Origin of the sequence: Pseudoalteromonas sp. 1CM17D (assembly GCF_023161805.1) — a bacterium.
Classification (GTDB): Bacteria; Pseudomonadota; Gammaproteobacteria; order Enterobacterales; family Alteromonadaceae; genus Pseudoalteromonas; species Pseudoalteromonas atlantica.
In genome coordinates, this window is the sequence record NZ_JALNTP010000008.1 from 182,991 (window position 1) to 205,086 (window position 22,096).

Consider the following 22,096-nt stretch of genomic DNA (forward strand, 5'->3'; position numbering starts at 1 on the left):
GTGAAGCTTGGGATAAAGAATTTTTTCACCTCAAAGACCAGCTCATTTAATTATCTTGACGGAAACTCATTTCATATTTTTTCAAAACATCTACCAGGAAAGCTTAAAACTAGGCTCAAATACAGCTGCCATTATATCTAGCCTATAGAGTTATTGTTTCTTATACTCGTTTCTACGATTCATAAGAGAGCTTAAATATGAAAGCGAGTGACGAAATTGATATTACGGGAGACCTAGTTGCTTCTAGTTTTTGCAACGCTAAATTGACCATAAATAAAGATGTAGTAACTATTACACCTAACGTTAGAAGTTATTTGTTTGAATGGGGATTGCATATTTTTTGTTGGGCAGTGTGCATATTTATGTCAGCTAAAGTTTGGCAGTTGGAGCCCAACCTTGATTCGAAAACCGATTTCGTTATTGTCGTGTTTACATTGGGGGGACTCTTTAGTTTAGGCACGACCTTGATATGCAGAAGAAGCAGAAGAAGATTTTATTTTGATCTAAATGAAAAAGTGCTAAATGTCGGCAGTTCGAACAATCCGAAAATTAAAGTCGCTTTTGATTCGTTTGAAAAGCTTCTGTTAGTTACGACACGAATATATAGTACTGAGTCGCCACGAACTTATTTTGAGCTAAACGTTCTAACCAATACCCAAAAAAGAGTCACTTTAATGTGTCATAGCGATTATTACGCAATACAATATGATTCAGATGTACTCGCTGAAATACTGAAACTAGAGGTGGAGAGTTTAGAGGCTTGACACCATCAATAATTATTTTGAACGTAAATAGAAAGGCACTGCGATGGAATTTGGCATGTTAGTGCGACTGTTTTAATCTGATACAAAAGTGCAGCAAACAAGCGAATTACCACGGAAAAAAACAATAATAAATTTGGAAAAACTCAGAATTCAAAAAGCAAATGATCGTTATAGAAACTGCACGAACTACTTTTTGTTTAAGTTGGTTTCTCTTTCGCTAAATACTATACACACCTAAATCATTCTGACCGTCCTCTCCTTGTCTGTAGCTGCCTGCCATATGGAGCTTCAACCCGCGTATAAAAGTGTCAGTTTAGATATGAGCCACTACAGCTTAACGCAATGAACGTTAAGCCGCATTTTTATGATTACTATTAGGGCGCATTACATATAATACCAATCCGCAATAATACTTAATCATTTTGAGGGGCTAAAACGTGTCGCTATCAGAGTTAAAAAATTCTCATTTACGACTGTATAGATGCAGAAGGTAGAGCAATGCAGGAGCAATTGCCGAGAACAACTAAATAGCGAATTTTTTGCCTAGCTATCAACACGTTTTTCCATCATCCAAAATAGATCACTTAATCAAGCGGATTGGTATAAATGATTATTCGGCCGCAGCTTGTTTGGTTTTTCTAAACATAAACTCAAGGGGAATGTGTAAGCGTTTTGCCCACGCGTTTTCGGTGTGCTCTTCCCCCGGGAAATACTGGCTTTGCCATAGCTTTGCTGGGTATTGTTGCGCCATAAATAAATCATCAATTTGCGCTTGTAGCTTAGGGTACATGGCATCTAAAGTGCTGTCGCCGTAATCAAAATACACTTTTTGGTTACTCAGTTTGGCGATGTTGTTGGCAATGTAATTTTTAAACTCGGTAAATACTTCGTCGTCGTGGCTAAAAATACCCGGCCAGTGGGTCGACATACAAATAGCACCTGCAAATTCGTTAGGGTAATTAAGTAGTGTATACCACGATATAAGCCCACCCATGCTAGAGCCACCAATATAGCGGTGCTGCGCGCCTTTATTTACGTTGTAGTTAGACTCTATATAAGGAATAACTTCTTTAACTAAAAAGCGTGAGTAGTTGTCTGAGTACACCTTAGAGGCAAATAATTTGTGGCCTGGGTATTTTTCTAACTGGTATAGGGCATTTTGCTTTTGTTTGCTCAAGGCCTCAAACGGTTGTTGTGGGTAGTATTCGCTGTGGCGGTTTTCAACGGCGTTTGGAATGCCTACCACAATAAATGGGCGTACTTTGCCTTGCTCTATTAATGAGCCGGCTACTTCATCTACGCGCCATTCTTGTTTGTTCCATGTGCTATTGGCGTCAAACAGCATGCGGCCATCGTGCATGTAAAGTACATCGTAGGTGGTGTTTTTGTTGTAACCTGGCGGTAGCCATACATTTAAAAAACGGTTTTTTACAAACTGTGATTCTATATTGTCGATCACCTCAATGTGGCCTTTGCTTACTTGCACTGTGGGCGTATTTGCATAACTGGTATGCACTACAAATATTGATAAGCTAAACAGTAAAGCAACTAATTTCATGGTGGCGCCTTAGCATACAAAAAGTGCACTATCACAAGCTTGCGTTGTTAATTCAATGTGAATACGTATGCACTTGTATTTAAGCTATAAATGCATACACATACAATTTATAAATCGCTGCGCCAGCCCATGCCCGACTCTTCCATAAGGCGCTCGTATACGCCCTCAATATTATGTGGCAACCATGCTTTGTATTGCTTTAAATCTGAAAATTCATCGAGCTTAACGTTTTGTTTTATTTGCTCTAGGCTTTGCCCTGCAAGTGCGCCTGCGGTTACTTGGCTGTAAAGCTTCTCTATATAGCGTAAGTAACGTGCTACATCGGCTTTATTACCCATATCGGCATGGCCGCCCACAAAGGTATTAAAGTCGTAATTTAATACCGCTTGGGTTGAATTAATCATACCTTGAATATCGTAGCTCCACAGTTTTTGCCATGGCATTCTGCCAATGACTATCCAATCGACCACAAATAGTGTTTTTTGCTTTTCGAACAGCATACTTACCGAGCCTCGGCCATCGTTAGGGCCGTGGTAGTTAAGTTTTAAGGTTGAGCCGCCAAGGCTAAGTATTAGTTCATCATCAAAAGTAAGGTTAGGCATAACTGTTTTTATTTGTGTGTTTTTAATATCTTGCGCGGTAAGTTTGTGCGCAACAAAGGTTGTGTACGGGCTTTTAAATACCTCTGCGCCGTAAATATGGTCGCTGTGATTATGGCTATATACAACATATTTTACCGGTACGTTAAAGCGAGTTTTAATTTGCTCCTTTAACCACGTGGCAGCTTTTTTATTAAGTGGGTCGGTAACTATTGCACCTTGTGGGGTGATTAAAAATACCGAGCGGTGTCTGTCGTCAATAAAGCGGTGGAGGCCATCGCCTAAATCTTCAATTTCGTAACTTTGCGCCATAAAACCTGTAAATAGTAGGCTGGTGGCAAGTAGTGTTTGTAATAAGCGAAGCATGCACAATCCTGTTTAATGTTCTAAGGGTCTGTTGACCTTTGCAGATTAAAATTTGTTCAAACTAGGGGCTATTTAATCGCGGCGCGAGGTTTGTAACCTAGTGGGCTAAGTAAAAGCCGAGCAAAGCTTCCGCGTCCTGCTCACGCCCTTTACCTACATCCATGTAGGCAACAAAGAGTAAATAGCCCCTAGGAAGAACCCTTTGGGCAGCGCCTGTTTGGCATTAATGCTATGTTATCGCCTATTTGTGGGGAACAACCACACTATATAGGCTCTGCCTTGCCTAAATACCAAACAGACAGCTGCAAATTTAACCTTAAAAGATCAACAGACCCTAGCATTAAGTAAGAAAGTGCTAATGAGTATAAAATTTCAGTCAAAGTAAAAGCCATTTTATTTTAAATATAAAATGGCTTTGTTAGGTTGGATTTAACGCAGGGTGAGCTGCTGGTTTATTTCTTCAAAAATACCAGCATCATCTATGGTTGAAGGTATTTGTAGTTCGTCGCCATCGACCAATTGGCGTAAATTTTTGCGTAGTATTTTACCTGAGCGAGTTTTTGGTAATCGCTCTACGCTTACTATCGTTTTAAGGCACGCTATAGCGCCTATTTGGTTGCGTACTGTTTGCACAAGCTCTTGCTCTACATCGGTAGGGGAGCTGGTAAAGTCGTTTTTAAGTACGATCATGGCCATCGGTAATTGGCCTTTTAGTGTATCGGTAACCCCAAACACCGCGCACTCTGCTACGGCTGGGTGGGATGCGACTATTTCTTCCATTTCGCCGGTTGAAAGCCTATGGCCTGCTACGTTTATAACATCGTCGGTGCGGCCCATTATAAATAGGTAGCCATCGTCATCTATGTAACCACCATCGCCGGAAAGATAATACCCCGGGTACTGAGTTAAATAACCGGTTTTAAAGCGCGCTGTGTTTTGCCAAATGGTGGGTAAGCAACCTGGCGGCAGCGGCAATTTTATAGCCACCACGCCTTGCTCGTTTGGTGCGCATTGCTCGCCTTGCATATTTAATATTTGCACATCAAACCCAGGGGTTGGCACGGTAGAGCTACCTGGTTTTGTTACTAATTCTTCTATGCCTACGGGGTTACAGGCAATGGCCCAGCCGGTTTCTGTTTGCCACCAGTGATCGAGTATTGGCAGGTTGGTTTTTTCTTTTAGCCAGTTGTACGTTGGCGGGTCGAGCCGCTCGCCAGCTAAAAATAGTCGTTTTAAACTACTGGTGTTGTACTGCTTAAAGCCCTCTGCATTTGGGTCTTCTTTTTTGATGGCTCTAAACGCAGTGGGCGCTGTAAATAATGCAGTTACTTGGTATTGCTCTACTACTCGCCAAAATGCACTGGCATCAGGTGTGCGAACTGGTTTGCCTTCAAATAATACTGTTGTACAGCGATAAATTAGCGGGGCATACACTATGTAGGAGTGCCCAACGACCCAGCCTATATCTGAGGCAGCCCAAAATACGTCGCCGGGCTGCATGCCGTAAACGGTTTCCATGCTGTAGTGCATAGCAACACCATGGCCGCCGTTTTCACGCACTACGCCTTTAGGCGTACCTGTGGTGCCTGAGGTATATAAAATATAAAGAGGATCACGCCCACTTACAGGTACTGGCTCTACTGCAGTGGCTGTTTGCATTGCCTCATCCCAGTTAATATCTCTTGTGGGGATAAGCGTGGCAGCTACTTGTTCGCGCTGGTAAATAACACAGTGATCTATTTTATGATTGGCAAGATCTATGGCGTGATCAATCAGCGGTTTATATTCTATTACGCTATCTACCTCTACACCGCACGAAGCGCTCAGTATGAGTTTAGGTTTTGCATCGTCTATACGGACGGCGAGCTCATGCGCTGCAAAGCCACCAAATACCACAGAGTGTATAGCGCCTAATCGGGCGCAGGCCAGCATACCTATTACAGCTTGGGGGATCATGGGCATATAAATAACAACGCGGTCGCCTTTACTAACGCCTAACGATTGCATTACACCGGCAAATTTAGCTACCTCTTGCTGTAACTGGTAGTAGCTATACTTCTGCTGCGTGTTGGTTACGGGGGAGTCGTAAATAAGCGCGGTTTGCTCGCCAAAACCGGCAATAACGTGTTGGTCGAGCGCTAAAAAACTGGTGTTTAGTTGGCCATCATCAAACCAATGGTAAAGGCCGTCAGTGTCTTGTGTGTAGGCGTGTTCAGGCTTTTTATACCAAGGTAAGCGCTTTGCTTGTTCAAGCCAAAATTGTGCTGGGTTTTGTTTAAAGCTTTCGTATTGTTGTTTATATGGGCCTAACATAGTGGGCTCCTAATACTAAATGTGTGTGAGAGACCTTACAAAAGGTAGGCTTTTTTTTAACCGATAGGTATTCGACTATGGTCGGCTAAAAGTTAAACAACACTTTGGGTTTTAAAATACAAAATTGACAATACAAAGCGTGTGGCTCAGCATGGCGAGCAATTAAAATAAGAGAAAATACAATATGAGTAACGTAGTAAGAGTAGGGGTTGCGGTTATTATAATGCGCCAAAACACTATTTTATTAGGTGAGCGAATAGGGTCGCATGGTGCAAATACATGGGCAACGCCTGGTGGACATTTAGAATTTGGTGAAAGTGTTGAGCAGTGCGCAATACGCGAGGTATTTGAGGAAACAGGGCTAAATGTGAGTAAAATTACTAAGCTTGATTTTACTAACGATATTTTTAGTGCTGAGAATAAACACTACATTACTTTATACGTAAAAGCCGATTACGAGGGCGGCGAGCCTGTGCTAAACGAGCCAAATAAATGTATGCAGTGGCGCTGGTGCGACATTAATAATTTACCATCGCCACTGTTTACATCACTTAAAAACTACTTAACTACAACAACGCTTACGGTTTAGTTGATGGGCTTAATACTAATTTTTTAAAGCTCACTTGGGCGTAATCACCATTTTGCTTGTCGGTGGCCCAATCGCCAGTGCCTAAACAGCCTGGGTACCAAATGCCTTTAGCGCTTTTGGTGCTACATTGGTTATAAGCACCCGCTTTAAAGTAATGCCAATCGGCAGCATAGCCATTAGGGTGATCTTTTTCATCTACCTTGCCATAGGCATCTACGTTATTGCCTAAGTTAATTGCGTAGTTAACGTCTTTTTTGCCTTGGGCGCTAAAGGTTAAGTACATCATGTTTTTATGCACGTTTACTGTGTAACTAAAGTCTTCGCCAAGCGCTATGCCTGTCGCACCGGGATCGTCCGAGTTTTCCCAGGTATTCCCCCACACAGGGTATGTAATGTCGGTACGGTTAGGATCTTTTTTTGGTAAGTTACGTTCGTAATTCCAAAAAACAGATCCGGTTTTATGGCCAGGCCATTTTTTATAATAAATTTTAAGTGGTTCGTTACCCCAGCCAAAACCCAGTTTTGTATCTATTAAGGCTTGGTCTTTACCTGCGTGAATTTGCCCTACCACCACAGAATAAGCGGCTTTTTTATTAGGATCGTTAGCGCGAAGCGCAACATGATCCACCTTTAGCGTGGCTTCCATTTTTCCGCCTACCGAGCCAAAGCGCTCCGATAGCGGGTGTACAGCTAGGGCAAAATTATTCTTTGAATTTTTAGTTTTTATTTTGGTATTAGTGCCGCGGATCATTTGTCTTAGTTCACTGCGGGTATTGGTTGAATTGGCACTGGTAAGCGCTTTATTTGGCGAGGTAAATACCATATAACCTTGATCATCAAGGTAGAAAAAATCAGGGTGCGCGTAGGTTTGGATCTCTTCTACGTCTACGGTATCTATTTTTCCATCGTTATTGAGATCTACAGGTACGTTTATTTTCCATTGCGATAAATCAAATTTTGACGCAGGTACTGCGACATTACTATCAACAGGTGTACTTGTGCTGGCACAGCCCATAAATAGCAAAGGGGTAACAGCAGCCAGTGCTGTGAGTTTAAAAGTAGATGTTAGATTTTTCATTGTTGTCTCTGTGTGATGATATTAAAAATGAGCGATATTAACTTCGCTTAACTTTAATCTAACATACCAATTTAAAATATCAACATTACCAATTTTTTGTTTTTGTAGTTTTTATAGTGCCTTTTTGGTTATACCAAAGTGGTTTTTTTGTTGTTGTTGTTTTTTACGTTTTTTATTTAGGTGTTTGCGCTGCGCTTTTTTTACATGCTTAACTATCCACTTTGTCATAAGAGGCATAAGTTCTGGCGCAAAGTTATGGCCCATCCCAGGGACTACTCTTAGTTTGGCTTTTTTTATAAGGCTTGCCGTTTTTTTGCCTGCACTTACGGGTATTACCACATCGTCGCTGCCGTGAATTACTAAAGTAGGCGTTTTAATTTTACGAATTAAATGTTGCCTGTCTTTACTCGCGGCCATAGCAATAAGCTGGCGTTTGTAGCCACTTGGATTATGCGAGCGCTCTACAATTTGCGTTGCATGATGGCGAAGTGCGTCTTCTGATTGAGGGTAAGCGGGGCTGCCAATAAGTTGGTTAAGTTTAATGTTGTAGTTTATTGCCTCATCACGGCTGGATGTTTTGGGCTTTAATTTGGCAAGCTTTATAAATACGCCAATGCTTTTGGCACTCAGCCTTGGCAGGCTAGAGCTTGACATAATAGTGGTTAAACTTAGCACCTTTTTTTTATGTTGAGCTGCAATTAGTTGAGCAATCATACCGCCCATAGAAGCACCTACAAAATGCGCTTTTTTTATTTTAAGCGCCGCCATAAGCGCTAATACATCGTTTGCCATATCATCAAGTAAATAGGGCGTTTGCGTGCGTATGGGCAGGCGTTTACTTAACCACGATTTAAATAAACTCGGGCTAGGGTGGTGCTCTAAATGAGTAGAAAGGCCAGTGTCGCGGTTATCAAAGCGTATAACCCTAAACCCTTTTTTTACTAAGGTGTAGTAAAGCGAGTCCGGCCACACGGTCATTTGTGCGCCTAAACCCATAATAAGTATGATTGCGGGGGCTTTTTTATCGCCTTCGTCTTGGTAACTGAGTTTTATACCCTGAGGTGTTTTAATTGTTCGCATAGCCAACTAGCAGTGTTTGCGTTGCTAAAATTATAGACCCTGTTTATTACAACTTGTTGGCAGTAGCCGGAAGCGGTAGTTGCCACTTGGTTAAAATAGCCTGATATTCGCCGTTTTCTTTTAGCGTGTTAAGTGCATGGCTAATAGCGCTTGCGGTGTGTTTATCTACGGTTTTGTTGGCACTAAAATATAATTTTGAAGGGTAGTCGGTTAAATGAATTCGCTTAGTTATTAAATTGGGATTTAGGCCTGAGTGCTTTAGCTCGTTATTTAATGTAAGTGTATTGGTTAGTACAAAGTCAATGCGTTTTTTATAAAGCATTTGCCACAGTTGCTGATAGTAGCTTACAAGAACTAGGTTTTTGTCTTCGGTAAAACCGGCGTTTTTTAAATAGGTGGCACTTGAATAGCCACGTATTGTGGCCACTTGGTAAAATTTTGCGTGATTAAGGTGGGTAACTTCATCAGTACGGTTTTTTAAGCTAACTAAATAAGCATCGGCAAAGTATGACTCACCTAGCCAGGTGTATTGCCTTGCTCTAATAGGGGTTTTTAAAAGAGACAACGCAATTGCATTTGGGTTGTTTTTAAGCATTGTAAAAATACGCGCCATAGGGATTATTTCAAACTTGGCGGATAGCTTTGTGTGTTTAATAGTGGCTTTGGCTAAATCGACTAATGCGCCGTCGGGTTCGTTATTTTCATTTATAAAATGATAAGGCGGGAGATCTTCTGCTACAAAGGTAATGGTTTGTGCGTTGCACATGGCGCTATAAAGCATAAACACACAAATACTTAATACTACACGCACAAATATAACCCACATTTTTAATTATTATGCGCTCTAGTTTAAAGAGTGTTGATTAAAAGGTATACCATAAATGTTTATTTAATGTGAATAACACTGCGGTTCATTTACGTTTTAAAAATTGTGTGGGTGTGCAATGGTGCCATCGTAAAAAAGCACGATTAAACGAGCTCTGATCTTTAAAGCCTAACAGGTTAGCTAGTTCGCTAAGTGGGAGCGTACCAATTAACGTGTGGGAGCGGCTTTTTCTTTCTTGTTCGAGCAATTGCGCAAAGGTTACATGTTGTTTTTTTAAATGTCGCTGTAGCGTGCGCGGTGTTACGTTTAGTGCGCTTGCAACTGCAATAAGCTGGCAATTTTGTAATGTTGTTTTTGCAATAAGTAGCTGTTTAACTTTTTCTGTTAAGCACTGCTGACTTTTAAAACGCGATAGCTGCTGTTGTGAAAGCTGCTTAAATGTAGCATTTACAATGGCGTTATCGGTTTTAAAGGCAAGGTTTAAATAACTGCTCGGAAAGTTTATTTGGTTATGCGCTGCGCCGCTTATAACGGGGCATTTAAACCACGCCTCTAACTGTTGTGTGTGCCTTTTAGGCCAATTATGTATAAAGCTGATACTGCTTGGGCAAAGCGATGCGTTTATTAACTGGCGAATAACGCTGACCCACGCAGTCATGTTTCGTAATACTACTTGTTCATTACAATGAGGATGAGCATGCCAGCGCACCGTAGCGGTGTCTGCAGTTTGCAAAAACTGCGCTTTACCAATATCTGCCACTAAGCTGTCGTAATTTAACAGTGCCTTTATAGCGCTACTTAGGGTATCGCTCGATTCTATTAAATAGCCCAATATACCGTAATCTGCTGGGCGAATGTGCATACCTAAAGTAAAACCAAACAGCGCATCGTTTAGCGCTTTTTGGCCATACACAAGCAGCGCATTGTAACTTTGTAAACTAATACGGGGTGCTAATTGCTGACTATGCTGGCGACTAAATTCAGTAAACCCGATTGCCTTAAGAGCCGTATTAGAATCAATACCTTGGGTTTGCAAGTAATCTAAAATGCTTGAAAAGTAATGATCAGCCAGTGTATGCATTTGTCGTCTAAAGCTAAAAAATGGTCGTGTATGAGCAAGCTTGCCATGTTCAATTTTTATATGCTAGTTACATGAGTAATTATCTTCGCTGTAAACAATGATCTTTATATCAATAAAACAAACGCTTAATGCAGATCCTTTGCAAATAATAACCACCTTGTTGGATCATCAACAGTTAGATCGCTTTTTTAATGCCAAGTTTGAGCTAATAAAAACAGCAAATAGCGGTGAGCTAAAAGGCGGTAAAGGCGCTATTAGGCAAGTGAAAATTGCAAATGCCACGTTTAATGAGCGTATAATAATGGCTAACCCCAGCCACTTTTGCTACCAAATAGTAGGCAATAAGCCTGTGGCACACCATCAAGGTGATATTTATTTAGTTGCTAATACAGGGGCTAAAAGTATCACTACTGAGCTTAATTATTGTATACGCTGCAAAGCGCCGTGGTGGCTGCCAAATGCTTTGCTAAAACACCTAATTAGTAAAGATATAACCCAGGCATTAAATAAACTGCAGCATTACTTTATGGCGGGCAAAGTATGAGCTCAGAAATTATTTTACTTGCCCTAAGCCCTGTTTTTTTAGTGTTTGTATGCTTTGAATTTGTAAAATTTAAGCGCTATTACAATATAAAAGACAGCCTAGCAAACACCGTTTTAGCCTTGTTGCACCAAGGCGCAGATGCAATGGCACTGCTGCTACTTATGCCATTTTTTTACATGCTTTACGAGTACCGCTTATTTGATATAAAGCTAAGTGTATTAAGCGTTGCTTTTGCATTTTTACTGCAAGATTTTTTGTACTATTGGTTTCATCGTGCGTCGCATCATATTCATTGGTTGTGGGCTGCGCATGTGGTTCACCACAGCTCCACTAAAATGAATTTTACCACTGCGTTTAGGCAAAGCATAATGTACCCAGTAGCCGGCATGTGGGTATTTTGGCTACCTATGATACTACTAGGGTTTGACCCTTTAACCGTATTTAGCGTAGTGGCACTTAATTTGGCATATCAATTTTTTGTGCACACGCAAATAGTGGCTAAGTTAGGTTGGTTTGAAAGCGTATTTAATACGCCATCGCACCACAGGGTTCATCATGCAATTAATAAACGCTACCTTGATAAAAACTTTGCCGGTGTGCTTATTATTTGGGATAAGTTATTTGGCACCTTTGTAGAAGAAGACAAAAATCAGCCCTGTAAATACGGCATAGTAGGGCAGCTAAATAGTAATAACCCACTAATAATAACGTTTCATCAGTGGGCTCATTTATTAAAAAGTACCTATACGGCGAAAGGGTTAAAAGCTAAATGCAAAGTACTATTTGGCTACCCAACCAGTAGCGTTAAAGTTAAATAACAGACTTAAAAGTAAAACTGCACTGCAAAACTAGCCGCAGTATTATAGCTGTGCCATTTTTCGTGCTTTATTTGGCTGCGAAGCGCTATGTTACGCGACAGCGCGTAGCTCCAAGTTAGGGCAGCTTCGCTGTGGTTATTAGCATTATTATTGCTTAGCCAAAACATATTACCTGTAAGGGCTAGCTTGTGGTTGTTATTTACTTGCCAAATAACGCCCGCTTCACTGCCTAGTCCAACACTGAGCTGGTTAGTAATATCTCCAGTATTTAGCTCAAACTGTCCCAAAATGTAGCCATGCACACTGTTTGGATTGCCATAAGATTTACCGTATCCACCCTTGGTAAAAAACCGGCCAGAGCGTTTGTTTGGGCTTGGTTGCCTATCAAAGCCCATTTTTATATTCCACGACCAGCTATCAAATACACGGTTATCGGGGGCAAGCGACATAGCATCAAGTAAGTAAAAGTGCTCAATCTGGCTATTTCCGCTATCTGATAGGTTGGCTGATAAGTCAAAAAAGCTAATTTGTGCACCGGGTATAAAGCCTGCGGGTCTGTCTAGTAAATCATGATAAGCAAGGCGATAAGCTACATTGGTGGTGTTTTGCTGGTTATTATTTTGCACTCTTTTAGCCGTTAGCCTTGAAGAGCCATGGCCTTGCTCTGGTGACGCTTTAGGCTTTGCCGGCTTAGACAAAGGTGAAGGAACCGCATACTTACTGCGCATTAAAAGTAACTTAGTAAGACGAGGGGCTATTTCCTCACGGTTAAGTGCTTTGTCGTAAAATTCAAAATTTAACCATTCGTACGCCATTTCTAATATGGCCACAAGTTCTTGCTGCGAGTAATTACGTGTATTTAATGGCTTGCCTTGCATAAGGGCTCTGGCATCACTTAGTTGTTGGTCACTTAATTGTGTTGAATAGTGGAATAACTTAGTGCCAAAGGCGGGACGATAATTTGGCGTTTGCAGTAAATTGTTATCCCTTAACACGGCAACAGTGTCTGAAGGAATAGCCTGCATATTAAATTGTGAGGTTAAGTTAAGCTCCTCATTTGCTAATTGCAGTAACGCGAGTAACTGATAGGAGCAATTTTCGTCTATAAAAAAGTAATCAAAAGTGGCGTGTTGTAGTTCCCACAAATGCAGTAACACCAGCTCAACTTGTTGCTCGGTTAAGTTGAGTTTGTATTCCCAAATATCGCGTGATTCTAAGTCATTATATTCGCGTACTTTTTTATAATACGGCATAAGCGAAAACTTACCCGGGTAGCTACCAATAAGGCCTTTTAATGCGTACATAGCAGCGTTATCTGAGCCATCAGGTTCTGCCGCAAAGTTTACGGCAAAGGCAATCAGCTCTTTACTACGGGTTTGATCTTTAGCATCGATGCGCAGCAAAGTGTGCCCAAACATAGAAGAAGGGCTGTTCATAAATGCAGTAGGGAATACAAGCGTAACCCCTTTAGGATTAATGACTTGTTGCCAGGCTTTAAGCTCAGCGCAATCAAGAGCAGGCCAATTGTTTTTAATTTTTGATTTTAGCCATGTGTAGCGAGCTGGAAATTGGCAGCTGTATTTTTGTCGACTGCTTTTATTGGCATTAAATGCGTTAATGGTGGCATTTAGCTCATCTACTGGGCTGGTTTTACCTGTAGGCGATAAAAAAAACTCTGCGCTATCTACTTCGCTTTTAAAGCTACCTAATGTGGTATTGCGGTAGTGGCCCAGTTTAAGCCAATAAGGGTGTGTGGCTAAGGTACTTTTTTCAATACTTTTAGCATGTGAATGCGTACTAAAAAGTATGGCTAGCAAGGTAAATAATATTTTTTTCATAAACACTAAATCATAAAAAAGCCGCTAGAGGATACTCTAGCGGCTTTATTTATACATATAAAACCGGCTAATTTAGCTGATTAAGAAAGAGTATAAGAAGCTAGTTGTGCATCGCTTGCTACAACAGCGTTTAGGTTTTCTAACACTGTTTGTGAAGTTACGTTCTCAGAAGTAAATACTGAAGAAAACTGTGCTTGAGCAAGCTTGTTGAATGCTGCTTTATCTTGTTCTGAAACGCCCCAAACCTCAGCAAGTGTTGCTAAAGTTTCGCCTTCACCTTGAGACATATCACGAGCAAGTTGCTCCATGTTGCCATCGATGAATAATGCGATTTTTTCAGAAGAAGTAACTGTACCAGTACCGTCACAACCTAAAGTACCAAATGTGATACCGAAAGTTTGGTTACCAGAAGTACCATTAGTTGTAGCGCCTAAAATTTTAACGCCTTTACCTTGCTGACCAGCAAATAACATAGAGCCTAGGCCACAACCAATATCTTGGTCAGCCATTGCGTTAGAGAAAGGAAGTAAAGAAAGTGCTGCTACTGCGATTATTTTTTTCATATTCATAAATCCATATACGATTAGTCTTTATTTAGGGTAAATAAAGATCGCGGAGGATTCTAACAGAGTTGTAGAAAAAAGGAACATAACTAGCTATGAATTTTTTCATGTTGCGTTTACTTTAAGCAATAAAATAAACAAGTTACTTACTGGTTTTAGCTTGCTTTTAAGAGCTTGGCTTTTTACTTCTTGGCGCTCCGAGTAAAATAAACATGTGGCAAATACAAATAGATAAAAACGCACTCACACCTAAGGCACCGCCATAACCATCAAGCTTTGGTACTAGGTATTCAAATAAAAACGAAAATAAAATAGATGAGCTGGCCACGGTATAAATACCAAATCGGTGTGGGGCGCTCATTCCTATAAATGTGCCGCCAAAAAACACGACTGAGTATAAGTCGGGGTTTAGGTTTAAAGCACTTAATAGTAAATAAGCAATAATAGAAAGCGAGGCCGATGCACGTATGCCGTCAAAACGATTATGTTTGGCTAAGTAAAACGTTAAAAACGCACCTAATAGGGCTATAAATGGGTATTCTAAATTCATAAAACCATTCCTTTGGCCAACATAAATAAAGCCACGCTTGCAAAGGCAACACTGCCAAGCTTACCGCCAAATCCGGTAAACATATTTATGGTAAGCACATATAAACTGGCGCCAATAACAGAAATTATGGCTATTTCCCAATAACTTGTAATTAAGTGTGTAGAGCACATACCGGCAAAACTACCTGCGTAAATAGCCGCATAGGGATGATTTTTAAACTGAGCAGGAAAAGGAATAAAGGAGCCAATTAGCCCTGTAAGCGCCGCCGAAATAACTAAAGGCAATGCAAAAGTTGTGTGCATGGCAAAGCAGGCTACAAAGCCTAAAAAGAAGGTTATAAATTTTAAAAATAAGAATTTAATCATAGCAGCGCATTTTAAACTAATCCTTTTACGCTTTCTAACTATCTCTAATAAATAAAATGTGGGTGTTAGCGTTAAATGTTATTAAGGCTACTTTTTAATCTGGGCTGGGATTAACTATGCTTATTTTTGGCTGTTAATGTTTCATAAATTATATTTTATGTATAATAGAGGTTATTAATATACAAATTTAAAAGGTTAAAGGTAATTTATGTCTAACTGTTTGCACTTAGCTATACCCGCTGGCGATTTAAAAGTAGCGAAAACGTTTTACTGTGATGTGCTTGGCTGTAAAACAGGGAACAGCGAAGAAGGGCGCTGGGTAGACATAGACTTTTGGGGTAATGAGCTCACATTACATCAAAGCGAAGAGCGCTTACCCACTGTTCGCCACGATGTAGATATGGGCGCAGTGGCGGTACCGCATTTTGGTATTCATTTATCTGAAGATGAATTTAACGGTTTAAAAAAACGTATAGAAGATGCGGGGCTTGAATACCTAGATAAACCGTATCGCCGTTTTGTTGGTGATGAGTTTGAACAAGAAACCTTTTTTATTGAAGATCCAAACGGCAACGTGCTTGAAATGAAAACCATGGTAAACCCTGAGGTTTTATTTAAAAAAGCGTAAGCAATATTTATTAAAGAATAGGCCACTTTTGTAGTGGCCTATTTTGTACCTATAGATGAAAATAATTACACCGTATGAGTGATATTTATTCACTCTACACTACGGAATTTTAAACGTAGACTAACGCGCAACTCTCATACTTTATAGTTATTTATGTTGCTGTTAAAACTCACCATTGCGCCATTACTTTTATTATTTATTCACTTTGCTCAAAAACGCTTTGGCAGTTTTGTGAGCGGTATTATTCCGGGCTTGCCTATTACATCGGGCCCTATTTCGTATTTTATTGCGCTTGAGCAAGGTAAGTTATTTGCGAGTAACTCGGCTGTGGCGTCGTTGTATGGCATGAGCGGTATAGGCTTATTTTGTTTTTGTTATGCTGCCATGCTTGCAAAATATGGGGTGGTTAAAGCGCTGTTTGCTGCATTAACACTATGGTGCGCTTTTAGTGCATTTACCTTGTTATTGCCGGTGAATATTGCCTTTGCATCGGTGCTCTCGCTCAGTACTTTATTGGTGCTTGCGCTGGCATCGAGTAAGTTAAAATTTGCGCCCGATGCCAAACCTTTTACCGCTGCGTGGGAGCTGCCGCTAAAAATGTTATTGGTCAGCTGCTTTATTATGTTAGTTACGGTTATATCGGCAAAAATAGGGGCAATGTGGAGCGGGTTACTTTCTACTTTTCCGGTAATTTTGGCGGTTATGGGCAGTATTGCGCATGCAAGTGATAAAAAATACTCGGCGTATAAGGTGCTTAACGGCGGCATTATTGGCTCGTTAGGGGGCTGTGTGTTTTTTGCTGTGATTGCACTCGCGCTTAAGTTTGAATTTGTGATTTGGCAGGTATATGCAGCGGCTGCAGTGTGCTCAACTTTATTTACCATTATTATGAGCCACTATGTAAACCGTAAACAATTTGCAAAGCCGGCTACGGTTTAATAGCAATAAGCAGTATTGCCTAAATTTAGCCATCTACTAACGTCAGCGGTTTAACCTTTCGTTGTATTTTTTCGTGGTACATGGCGGTGTCGCCCGCTTTTAAAATTTCATCAATAGAGTGGGGCGGTTCACTAAATACGGTAGTACCCATACTTGCTTTAATGGCTATAGGGTCGTTGTTGTGATTTATTGTGAGCCTATTTAGGGCGGTTTTTAAATGATGAGTTTTAGGATTTACCTGCGCATTAGTATAAAAATGTGCAAGTACGACAAATTCATCACCGCCTAAGCGCCCTACAGCATCGCTGCTGCGAACACTGCTTTTTAAGCAACGGGCAACGTTGCATAAAGCGTCATCGCCTACAGCATGGCCGTAGCTGTCGTTTATTTGTTTAAAGTCGTCTAAATCTATATACATCAAACATAATACGCCGCCTTTTTTGGCGTGCATATTGATAAGCGCGGATGATTTTTTAGCCCAGCCCCTGCGGTTTAAAATACCACAAAGGGGGTCGTAGTCTGCTTCGGTTTCGGCGCGCTTTTGTGCAATTCGCATTCGGCTTATACGCCTTGAAACCGCAACAGCTAATAAAAATGATTCAACCGCAAACGCTAACACAAACCCATAACGCTGCATAAACGGGCTTTGGTTAATAAGCAGCACCCTAAAAATCATACTTACTAATACAAAGCTAAGCGCTACAAATACGAGTGTTGCCTCGCGTACACCTTTGAGGGCTTGCATGGCTGCTAAAGTAAAAATAACAGCCACAATAAACAGCGAAGAATAAGCCATTATATGCCCTGCTATTGTCCAAAATAACAGGTCGGTAACGAGCATTTTAAGTACCGCGCATAGCATTACAGTACAGGCCAATGTTTTGAGCAGCTTGGTTAATTTAGGCCAGCGTTTATTAGTCTCGAGTAACGCAAGCATAAACCATGTGGCACTTAGTACGGTTAAGCCAATGCTAAGTAGGTATAAGTTAAAAATAACGCCAGAGACATGCTGCGTTACAAATAAATACAGTTGCCCTTCTTGGAGTAAAATAAAGCTGCCAATACAAAAAATGTAAATGCTGTAGAGCTTAAATACACTTTCGTTAAGTCTATGTCCCATTATTAATACATAAAAAATAAGTGTAATGCACAACCCATAAAATGAGCCCATAATCAGCGAATGTTGCTGTGCTTTTTTAAAATAAATATGAGTTGGCTGCCATTTAAACCGCGGTGTGTAATTAAGCTTTGATTCTAATGTTATTGTGGCTGTAAAAGCCCCCGAGTCCATTAAGTAGGCTACTTGCCCTGCTTTTAAGGGCGCTTTTACAGTGTTGTTTTGCTGCCAAGTAAAGCTATCTAGCCCCGGGCGTAAAAAGCTTAGTACGCCACCATTTTTAACAGAGCAACTTATTTGGTATTGATTAACACCGCGTTGAGCAGTGAGTTCAGAAGGAGTATTTAACTTTAGCACAGAGGCAGGCGTGGGTGAGTTTAAGTGCTTTATTTTACATGTATCGGCAGCATGAGAATCAAAAGTAATAAATAACGCGAGCAAAGTAATGAAAACAAAAAAGAGCGCCCCCTTATTTTTAGGTGGGAAAAACGTCAATCTATTACCTTTATAGCTCATAAGCGGATCCAATTTTTACTACTTTTTTTATACTAGCAGAGCCGGACTATTTAGCTATTAGTTTACTGTTTAATAACGCTTAAAAGTGCGCTATTAAATTAGCTCCTGAGGTGTTTATGCCCGCTAAGTACAAAATAGCCGCAACTTAGTTAAGCAATTAAAAACACCATGTTGATAATTTGGCAATAATATTCGTATTAATTGTTTTAAATGATGATAGTAAACTGTACTCATTGGTTACTAGCCTTATTAACAATAAAACAGGATCACACTATGAAATACTTACACTCATTATTAAGCTCTAACGCAGGCATGGCAGCACTTATTTTACGTGTACCCGTTGGTTTAATTTTAGCAGCGCACGGTGCACAAAAATTATTTGCTTGGTTTGGCGGCTACGGCCTTGAAGGCACAGGGCAGTGGATGGCAAGCATTGGCCTTGAGCCTGGCTATTGGCTTGCAATGATGGCAGGCAGCGCTGAATTTTTTGGCGGCATTGCCTTAGCCAGTGGTTTATTAACGCGCCCAGCAGCTGTAGTTACGGCGTTTACTATGCTGATTGCGATATTTAGCGTGCACATTAGTCATGGTTTATTTGTAGCAAACAACGGCTATGAGTTCGCACTTACTTTGTTAGTTGCCACGGCTGCACTGGCTATACAAGGTGCAGGTAGCTTATCGGTTGATAACGTAATTGCTAAAAAGTTAGCGAATAAATCGCTGCCTCAGTAGTAGTAAATAACAATTCAGTATTAAAAAATAGCGGCTAAATTAGCCGCTATTTTTGTATGGGTTAAGCGCTGTTTTATTTAGCACTGAATTTTAAAGAGTAGTTGTATTGCTTTTGCTCTAGTAAATACTCTTTATGGGTACTTGGACTCCACGAGTCATCGCCGCCAACCCCCATATGTTGATGGTCAATATGTACATGTAAGCAATCATCAGCGACTAGCTCATTGGTGTGCTTTGCTTGCGTTAACATGCTTTGTGAGTAATCGCTGGCGGCAAATAAAAACGTACCAGTCACGGTTAAATTATTAATGCTTAGTAATTGGCAATCACTACGTACGCCATTATCGGTTGGGAATATATACGGAGTATGTAGCTCATTATATTGTGCGCTGTAATACCCTAAGCGCGCAGCCGCTTTACGATCTGGGTAGTTTTCAAATGGGCCTAAACCAAGCCAATTTACTTGTGTATCGCTTGGTTTATTAAGCGTTGTGCTTAACCCTATGCGTGGCATGGGTGGGAGAGTATCGTTTAGTTGTACATCAACATTTAAGCTAATTTCACCGGTATTATTAAGTGTATAAAGCCAAGTTGTTTTTGCTTGTACTGCGCCATTAAATTCATAACTAAATACACAGGTAATACGTATATCTAAGGTTGATTGCACTACTTCAAACGAGCGGCATGTACGCTGCCACTGCCCAATACCTGCTCTTAACCAGCGTGCTTCCCATGCGTTAGGGTCTAGGTTGTCTACTTCGCTTACGCCTATGTCGTTATCAAGCGGGGCGCGGTAAAAATTATCAACCAATGGGCTTTTAATAACTTGGGTTTGATTGTGCAGCCATTGCTCAATAAGGCCTGATTGGCTATTAAACACAAGTTTAAAGGTATCGCCTTCAATACTTAGCTGTGTATTGGTTTCGCTTATATTTAGTGCGCCGTGCGTTGAGGCGTTTGCTAAAGCAGGCGAAAATGCATCAGCGCTTAAACTTTGGCTATTTATAAGCTTAAATTGCTCGGTGTTTAATACATGCTCGGCATTTGCAAAGCTTGAGTCGTTAATCAGTGCAACATCTAAATTAAGGTGATATTGCGCACCTGCTTTAAACACCAATTTTGTATTAATCGTTAGCGTTTGCGTGCTTTGCGGAGCAATATTAATAACTTGCTCGCCTTGTTCTACACATTGGCCATTTTCTATTAACTGCCAAATAAGTTTTTCGTTATCGGTTGCTCTAAATACATAATCACTAAATACATCAACGGTATAGTGGTTTTGAGTTTGCTCTCGCAGCGTAAATTGTAAATGTTGTTGGCTGTATTTAGCTTCAAACAGGCTTGGGTGCGGTGTACGGTCTGGAAATAATAAGCCGTTTATACAAAATTGGCGGTCGTTTAGCTCATCACCAAAGTCGCCACCGTAAGCCCAATAATGCTTGCCGTTTTCGTCTGTTTTAGATAAACCTTGGTCTACCCAATCCCAAATAAAGCCGCCTTGCAAACGCGGATATTCTCTAAATGCTTGCCAGTAATCGTCAAAGCTACCTAGGCTGTTACCCATTGCATGGGCGTATTCACATAAAATAAGTGGACGCGTTTCACCCGGTAGGCTTAACCACTTTTTAATAGAGTATTTAGGTACGGCGTCGTCGGCAACATGGGTATCTACACGGGCATACATAGGGCAAATAATATCGGTTGCGGTGGTATTTGCGCCGCCACCTTCGTATTGCACTGGGCGCGATGGGTCAAAGCTTTTAGACCAGCCGTACATCGCATCGTGGTTGGCACCGTGCCCGCATTCGTTACCCAGTGACCAAATAATAATAGAGGGGTGGTTTTTATCGCGCTCAACCATTTGCGTATAGCGCGACATAAATGCGCCAGCCCATTGCGGATCGCTGGCAAGCCTACCCATAGGAAACATACCGTGAGTTTCTATATTGGCTTCGTCTACTACGTATAAACCTAGCTCGTCACACAGCTCGTAAAAACGAGGGTGGTTAGGGTAGTGAGCGGTACGTACAGCATTAAAGTTATTTTGCTTCATCAGCTTAATATCTTCAATCATGTCGGCAGTACTCACCGTGTGGCCGTTTTCTGGGTGATGCTCGTGGCGATTAACACCGCGAATAAGTAGCGGTTTGCCGTTTAAGCAAAGCTGCCCGTTAAGCATTTCTACTTTTCTAAAGCCAATGTTGTAGGCTTCTACATCTACTGTATTGCCTTGCTCATCTAACAGGCTTACAACACAGCGGTATAAGGTCGGGGTTTCAGCGGTCCATTTTTTAGGGTTTTGTATATCAATTGTTTGAAATACGACATCACTCCAACCGCCTTTTTCATCAACGCGTTTATTGTTAGTTCTTTGTATGTGTGGCTCACACAGTGCTTGTTCGCCATCAAAAACCTGTACTGCTACTTGGTAGTTATTTGGCGCATCTATTGCGGTTTTTATATGTAGCGTTGCATCGCGGTAGCAGGCGTCTAAATCTGGGGTTATAAATACATCGCGTATTTGGTGTTGCGGTTTAGTAAGTAAATTAACATCGCGGAATATACCGCTTAGCCACCACATGTCTTGATCTTCTAAGTAACTGCCATCGCTCCAGCGAATAACCATAACCGCAATGCGATTAGTACCTGCAATTAACAGCTCGCTTAAATCAAATTCGCTGGGTAAGCGGCTATCTTGCGAGTAGCCCACCCATTGGCCATTACACCAAAGGTGAAACGCCGAGTTAACGCCTTCAAAAATAATATGATTACGCTGAGCTAATTGCTCCGCCGTAATAGTAAACTCAGTGCGGTAACAGCCTGTAGGGTTATCGCTTGGTACAAAAGGCGGATTAACTGCAAAGGGGTATTTAACATTACAATAAATAGGTTTATCAAAACCGTGTAGTTGCCAGTTAGAAGGCACTGGGATACTTTGCCAGTCGCTGGCGAGTGCCTCACTTAGCAATGACTCATCAACCGCTTCGGGCTTATCAAATAATTTAAAATCCCACTGGCCGTTTAAACTTTGTTTTTGTGATTGTGTGTTTGTACGGGCATGGTCAACGCTTTTAAAGCCATTGAGTGGGCTGTGCGCTTTTACTTGATTAACTTGCACCGAAATTGGGTTTTCCCAATCGCGGCGGTTAATTATGTGCTGTAGTGAGTTCATTCGTGTCCTATTGCATGTGTGGCAATTATAGTGGCTTAAATATAGCTAAAATAGCGCGTT

General features: G+C 41.0%; 20 protein-coding genes. 7 read left to right on the forward strand and 13 right to left on the reverse strand.

All coding sequences use genetic code 11. The features are described from left to right. Positions 1 to 197: 197 nt before the first annotated feature. On the forward strand, positions 198 to 764 hold the full coding sequence (locus tag MSC25_RS14840) for a hypothetical protein (RefSeq protein ID WP_248443843.1): 567 nt from the start codon (positions 198 to 200) through the stop codon (positions 762 to 764). 610 nt (positions 765 to 1,374) lie between these two features. Here the strand turns inward: MSC25_RS14840 and MSC25_RS14845 are convergent. The 3 genes from MSC25_RS14845 to MSC25_RS14855 form a co-directional block, all read right to left on the reverse strand. Further along, a complete protein-coding gene (locus tag MSC25_RS14845) occupies positions 1,375 to 2,322 on the reverse strand; it encodes an alpha/beta fold hydrolase (protein WP_248443844.1) in 948 nt (315 codons plus the stop codon). A gap of 107 nt (positions 2,323 to 2,429) precedes the next feature. Next, positions 2,430 to 3,287, reverse strand: coding sequence for an MBL fold metallo-hydrolase (locus MSC25_RS14850; RefSeq protein WP_248443845.1), 858 nt, complete (start codon positions 3,285 to 3,287; stop codon positions 2,430 to 2,432). 429 nt (positions 3,288 to 3,716) lie between these two features. Next, positions 3,717 to 5,600, reverse strand: coding sequence for an AMP-binding protein (locus MSC25_RS14855; RefSeq protein ID WP_248443846.1), 1,884 nt, complete (start codon positions 5,598 to 5,600; stop codon positions 3,717 to 3,719). Between the two features lie 184 nt (positions 5,601 to 5,784). Here MSC25_RS14855 and MSC25_RS14860 point away from each other — a divergent pair, with 184 nt between their 5' ends. Further along, positions 5,785 to 6,189 (forward strand): NUDIX hydrolase, encoded by a 405-nt coding sequence (locus MSC25_RS14860; RefSeq protein ID WP_024033224.1) that lies wholly within the window; start codon positions 5,785 to 5,787, stop codon positions 6,187 to 6,189. Here MSC25_RS14860 and MSC25_RS14865 read toward each other — a convergent pair. The 4 genes from MSC25_RS14865 to MSC25_RS14880 form a co-directional block, all read right to left on the reverse strand. After that, entirely contained in the window at positions 6,179 to 7,267 is a 1,089-nt protein-coding gene (locus MSC25_RS14865) for a polysaccharide lyase family 7 protein (protein WP_055252782.1), read from the reverse strand. The genes MSC25_RS14860 and MSC25_RS14865 overlap by 11 nt on opposite strands. Positions 7,268 to 7,378: 111 nt before the next feature. After that, positions 7,379 to 8,347: an alpha/beta hydrolase gene (locus tag MSC25_RS14870; RefSeq protein ID WP_248443847.1), complete on the reverse strand. Its 969-nt coding sequence runs from the start codon at positions 8,345 to 8,347 to the stop codon at positions 7,379 to 7,381. Positions 8,348 to 8,393: 46 nt separating this feature from the next. Continuing rightward, a complete protein-coding gene (locus MSC25_RS14875; protein WP_248443877.1) occupies positions 8,394 to 9,164 on the reverse strand; it encodes a transporter substrate-binding domain-containing protein in 771 nt (256 codons plus the stop codon). Between the two features lie 94 nt (positions 9,165 to 9,258). Further along, positions 9,259 to 10,254 (reverse strand): AraC family transcriptional regulator, encoded by a 996-nt coding sequence (locus tag MSC25_RS14880; protein WP_248443848.1) that lies wholly within the window; start codon positions 10,252 to 10,254, stop codon positions 9,259 to 9,261. A 97-nt stretch (positions 10,255 to 10,351) separates the two neighbouring features. Here MSC25_RS14880 and MSC25_RS14885 point away from each other — a divergent pair, with 97 nt between their 5' ends. Next, entirely contained in the window at positions 10,352 to 10,798 is a 447-nt protein-coding gene (locus MSC25_RS14885) for an SRPBCC family protein (RefSeq protein WP_248443849.1), read from the forward strand. Further along, the gene (locus MSC25_RS14890) at positions 10,795 to 11,616 is read left to right on the forward strand and encodes a sterol desaturase family protein (protein WP_248443850.1); all 822 of its coding nucleotides are present in this window, start codon (positions 10,795 to 10,797) and stop codon (positions 11,614 to 11,616) included. Before MSC25_RS14885 ends, MSC25_RS14890 begins: the two co-directional genes overlap by 4 nt. A 5-nt stretch (positions 11,617 to 11,621) precedes the next feature. Here MSC25_RS14890 and MSC25_RS14895 read toward each other — a convergent pair whose 3' ends face one another. From MSC25_RS14895 to MSC25_RS14910, 4 genes are all read right to left on the reverse strand, one after another. After that, positions 11,622 to 13,454, reverse strand: coding sequence for a DUF4105 domain-containing protein (locus tag MSC25_RS14895; protein WP_248443851.1), 1,833 nt, complete (start codon positions 13,452 to 13,454; stop codon positions 11,622 to 11,624). A gap of 80 nt (positions 13,455 to 13,534) precedes the next feature. Beyond that, positions 13,535 to 14,017: a DUF3015 domain-containing protein gene (locus tag MSC25_RS14900; protein ID WP_024033216.1), complete on the reverse strand. Its 483-nt coding sequence runs from the start codon at positions 14,015 to 14,017 to the stop codon at positions 13,535 to 13,537. Positions 14,018 to 14,183: 166 nt separating this feature from the next. Further along, complete coding sequence (locus MSC25_RS14905; protein ID WP_024033215.1) at positions 14,184 to 14,567, reverse strand: hypothetical protein; 384 nt, start codon at positions 14,565 to 14,567, stop codon at positions 14,184 to 14,186. After that, positions 14,564 to 14,869 (reverse strand): hypothetical protein, encoded by a 306-nt coding sequence (locus MSC25_RS14910; RefSeq protein WP_248443878.1) that lies wholly within the window; start codon positions 14,867 to 14,869, stop codon positions 14,564 to 14,566. The genes MSC25_RS14905 and MSC25_RS14910 overlap by 4 nt, the downstream gene beginning before the upstream one ends. A gap of 271 nt (positions 14,870 to 15,140) precedes the next feature. Here MSC25_RS14910 and MSC25_RS14915 point away from each other — a divergent pair, with 271 nt between their 5' ends. Continuing rightward, positions 15,141 to 15,560, forward strand: coding sequence for a VOC family protein (locus MSC25_RS14915; RefSeq protein ID WP_024033213.1), 420 nt, complete (start codon positions 15,141 to 15,143; stop codon positions 15,558 to 15,560). 153 nt (positions 15,561 to 15,713) lie between these two features. Continuing rightward, a complete protein-coding gene (locus MSC25_RS14920) occupies positions 15,714 to 16,499 on the forward strand; it encodes a hypothetical protein (protein ID WP_248443852.1) in 786 nt (261 codons plus the stop codon). A 25-nt stretch (positions 16,500 to 16,524) separates the two neighbouring features. Here MSC25_RS14920 and MSC25_RS14925 read toward each other — a convergent pair whose 3' ends face one another. Beyond that, positions 16,525 to 18,132, reverse strand: coding sequence for a diguanylate cyclase (locus MSC25_RS14925; protein ID WP_248443853.1), 1,608 nt, complete (start codon positions 18,130 to 18,132; stop codon positions 16,525 to 16,527). Between the two features lie 273 nt (positions 18,133 to 18,405). Here MSC25_RS14925 and MSC25_RS14930 point away from each other — a divergent pair, with 273 nt between their 5' ends. Beyond that, entirely contained in the window at positions 18,406 to 18,864 is a 459-nt protein-coding gene (locus tag MSC25_RS14930) for a DoxX family protein (RefSeq protein WP_248443854.1), read from the forward strand. Between the two features lie 73 nt (positions 18,865 to 18,937). Here MSC25_RS14930 and MSC25_RS14935 read toward each other — a convergent pair whose 3' ends face one another. Next, positions 18,938 to 22,036 carry a beta-galactosidase gene (locus MSC25_RS14935; RefSeq protein ID WP_248443855.1) on the reverse strand — a complete coding sequence of 1,033 codons (3,099 nt, stop codon included), beginning with the start codon at positions 22,034 to 22,036 and terminating at the stop codon, positions 18,938 to 18,940. Positions 22,037 to 22,096 lie beyond the last annotated feature (60 nt).

Excerpts from the sequence above, each read along its gene's own strand:
- MSC25_RS14885 (WP_248443849.1), top strand. The coding sequence starts at position 10,352 with ATGATCTTTATATCAATAAAACAAACGCTTAATGCAGATCCTTTGCAA.
- MSC25_RS14890 (WP_248443850.1), top strand. The coding sequence starts at position 10,795 with ATGAGCTCAGAAATTATTTTACTTGCCCTAAGCCCTGTTTTTTTAGTG.
- MSC25_RS14935 (WP_248443855.1), bottom strand. The coding sequence starts at position 22,036 with ATGAACTCACTACAGCACATAATTAACCGCCGCGATTGGGAAAACCCA.
- MSC25_RS14915 (WP_024033213.1), top strand. The coding sequence starts at position 15,141 with ATGTCTAACTGTTTGCACTTAGCTATACCCGCTGGCGATTTAAAAGTA.
- MSC25_RS14895 (WP_248443851.1), bottom strand. The coding sequence starts at position 13,454 with ATGAAAAAAATATTATTTACCTTGCTAGCCATACTTTTTAGTACGCAT.
- MSC25_RS14905 (WP_024033215.1), bottom strand. The coding sequence starts at position 14,567 with ATGAATTTAGAATACCCATTTATAGCCCTATTAGGTGCGTTTTTAACG.
- MSC25_RS14910 (WP_248443878.1), bottom strand. The coding sequence starts at position 14,869 with ATGCACACAACTTTTGCATTGCCTTTAGTTATTTCGGCGGCGCTTACA.
- MSC25_RS14900 (WP_024033216.1), bottom strand. The coding sequence starts at position 14,017 with ATGAAAAAAATAATCGCAGTAGCAGCACTTTCTTTACTTCCTTTCTCT.
- MSC25_RS14845 (WP_248443844.1), bottom strand. The coding sequence starts at position 2,322 with ATGAAATTAGTTGCTTTACTGTTTAGCTTATCAATATTTGTAGTGCAT.
- MSC25_RS14880 (WP_248443848.1), bottom strand. The coding sequence starts at position 10,254 with ATGCATACACTGGCTGATCATTACTTTTCAAGCATTTTAGATTACTTG.
- MSC25_RS14860 (WP_024033224.1), top strand. The coding sequence starts at position 5,785 with ATGAGTAACGTAGTAAGAGTAGGGGTTGCGGTTATTATAATGCGCCAA.
- MSC25_RS14920 (WP_248443852.1), top strand. The coding sequence starts at position 15,714 with ATGTTGCTGTTAAAACTCACCATTGCGCCATTACTTTTATTATTTATT.
- MSC25_RS14865 (WP_055252782.1), bottom strand. The coding sequence starts at position 7,267 with ATGAAAAATCTAACATCTACTTTTAAACTCACAGCACTGGCTGCTGTT.
- MSC25_RS14925 (WP_248443853.1), bottom strand. The coding sequence starts at position 18,132 with ATGAGCTATAAAGGTAATAGATTGACGTTTTTCCCACCTAAAAATAAG.
- MSC25_RS14850 (WP_248443845.1), bottom strand. The coding sequence starts at position 3,287 with ATGCTTCGCTTATTACAAACACTACTTGCCACCAGCCTACTATTTACA.
- MSC25_RS14855 (WP_248443846.1), bottom strand. The coding sequence starts at position 5,600 with ATGTTAGGCCCATATAAACAACAATACGAAAGCTTTAAACAAAACCCA.
- MSC25_RS14840 (WP_248443843.1), top strand. The coding sequence starts at position 198 with ATGAAAGCGAGTGACGAAATTGATATTACGGGAGACCTAGTTGCTTCT.
- MSC25_RS14930 (WP_248443854.1), top strand. The coding sequence starts at position 18,406 with ATGAAATACTTACACTCATTATTAAGCTCTAACGCAGGCATGGCAGCA.
- MSC25_RS14870 (WP_248443847.1), bottom strand. The coding sequence starts at position 8,347 with ATGCGAACAATTAAAACACCTCAGGGTATAAAACTCAGTTACCAAGAC.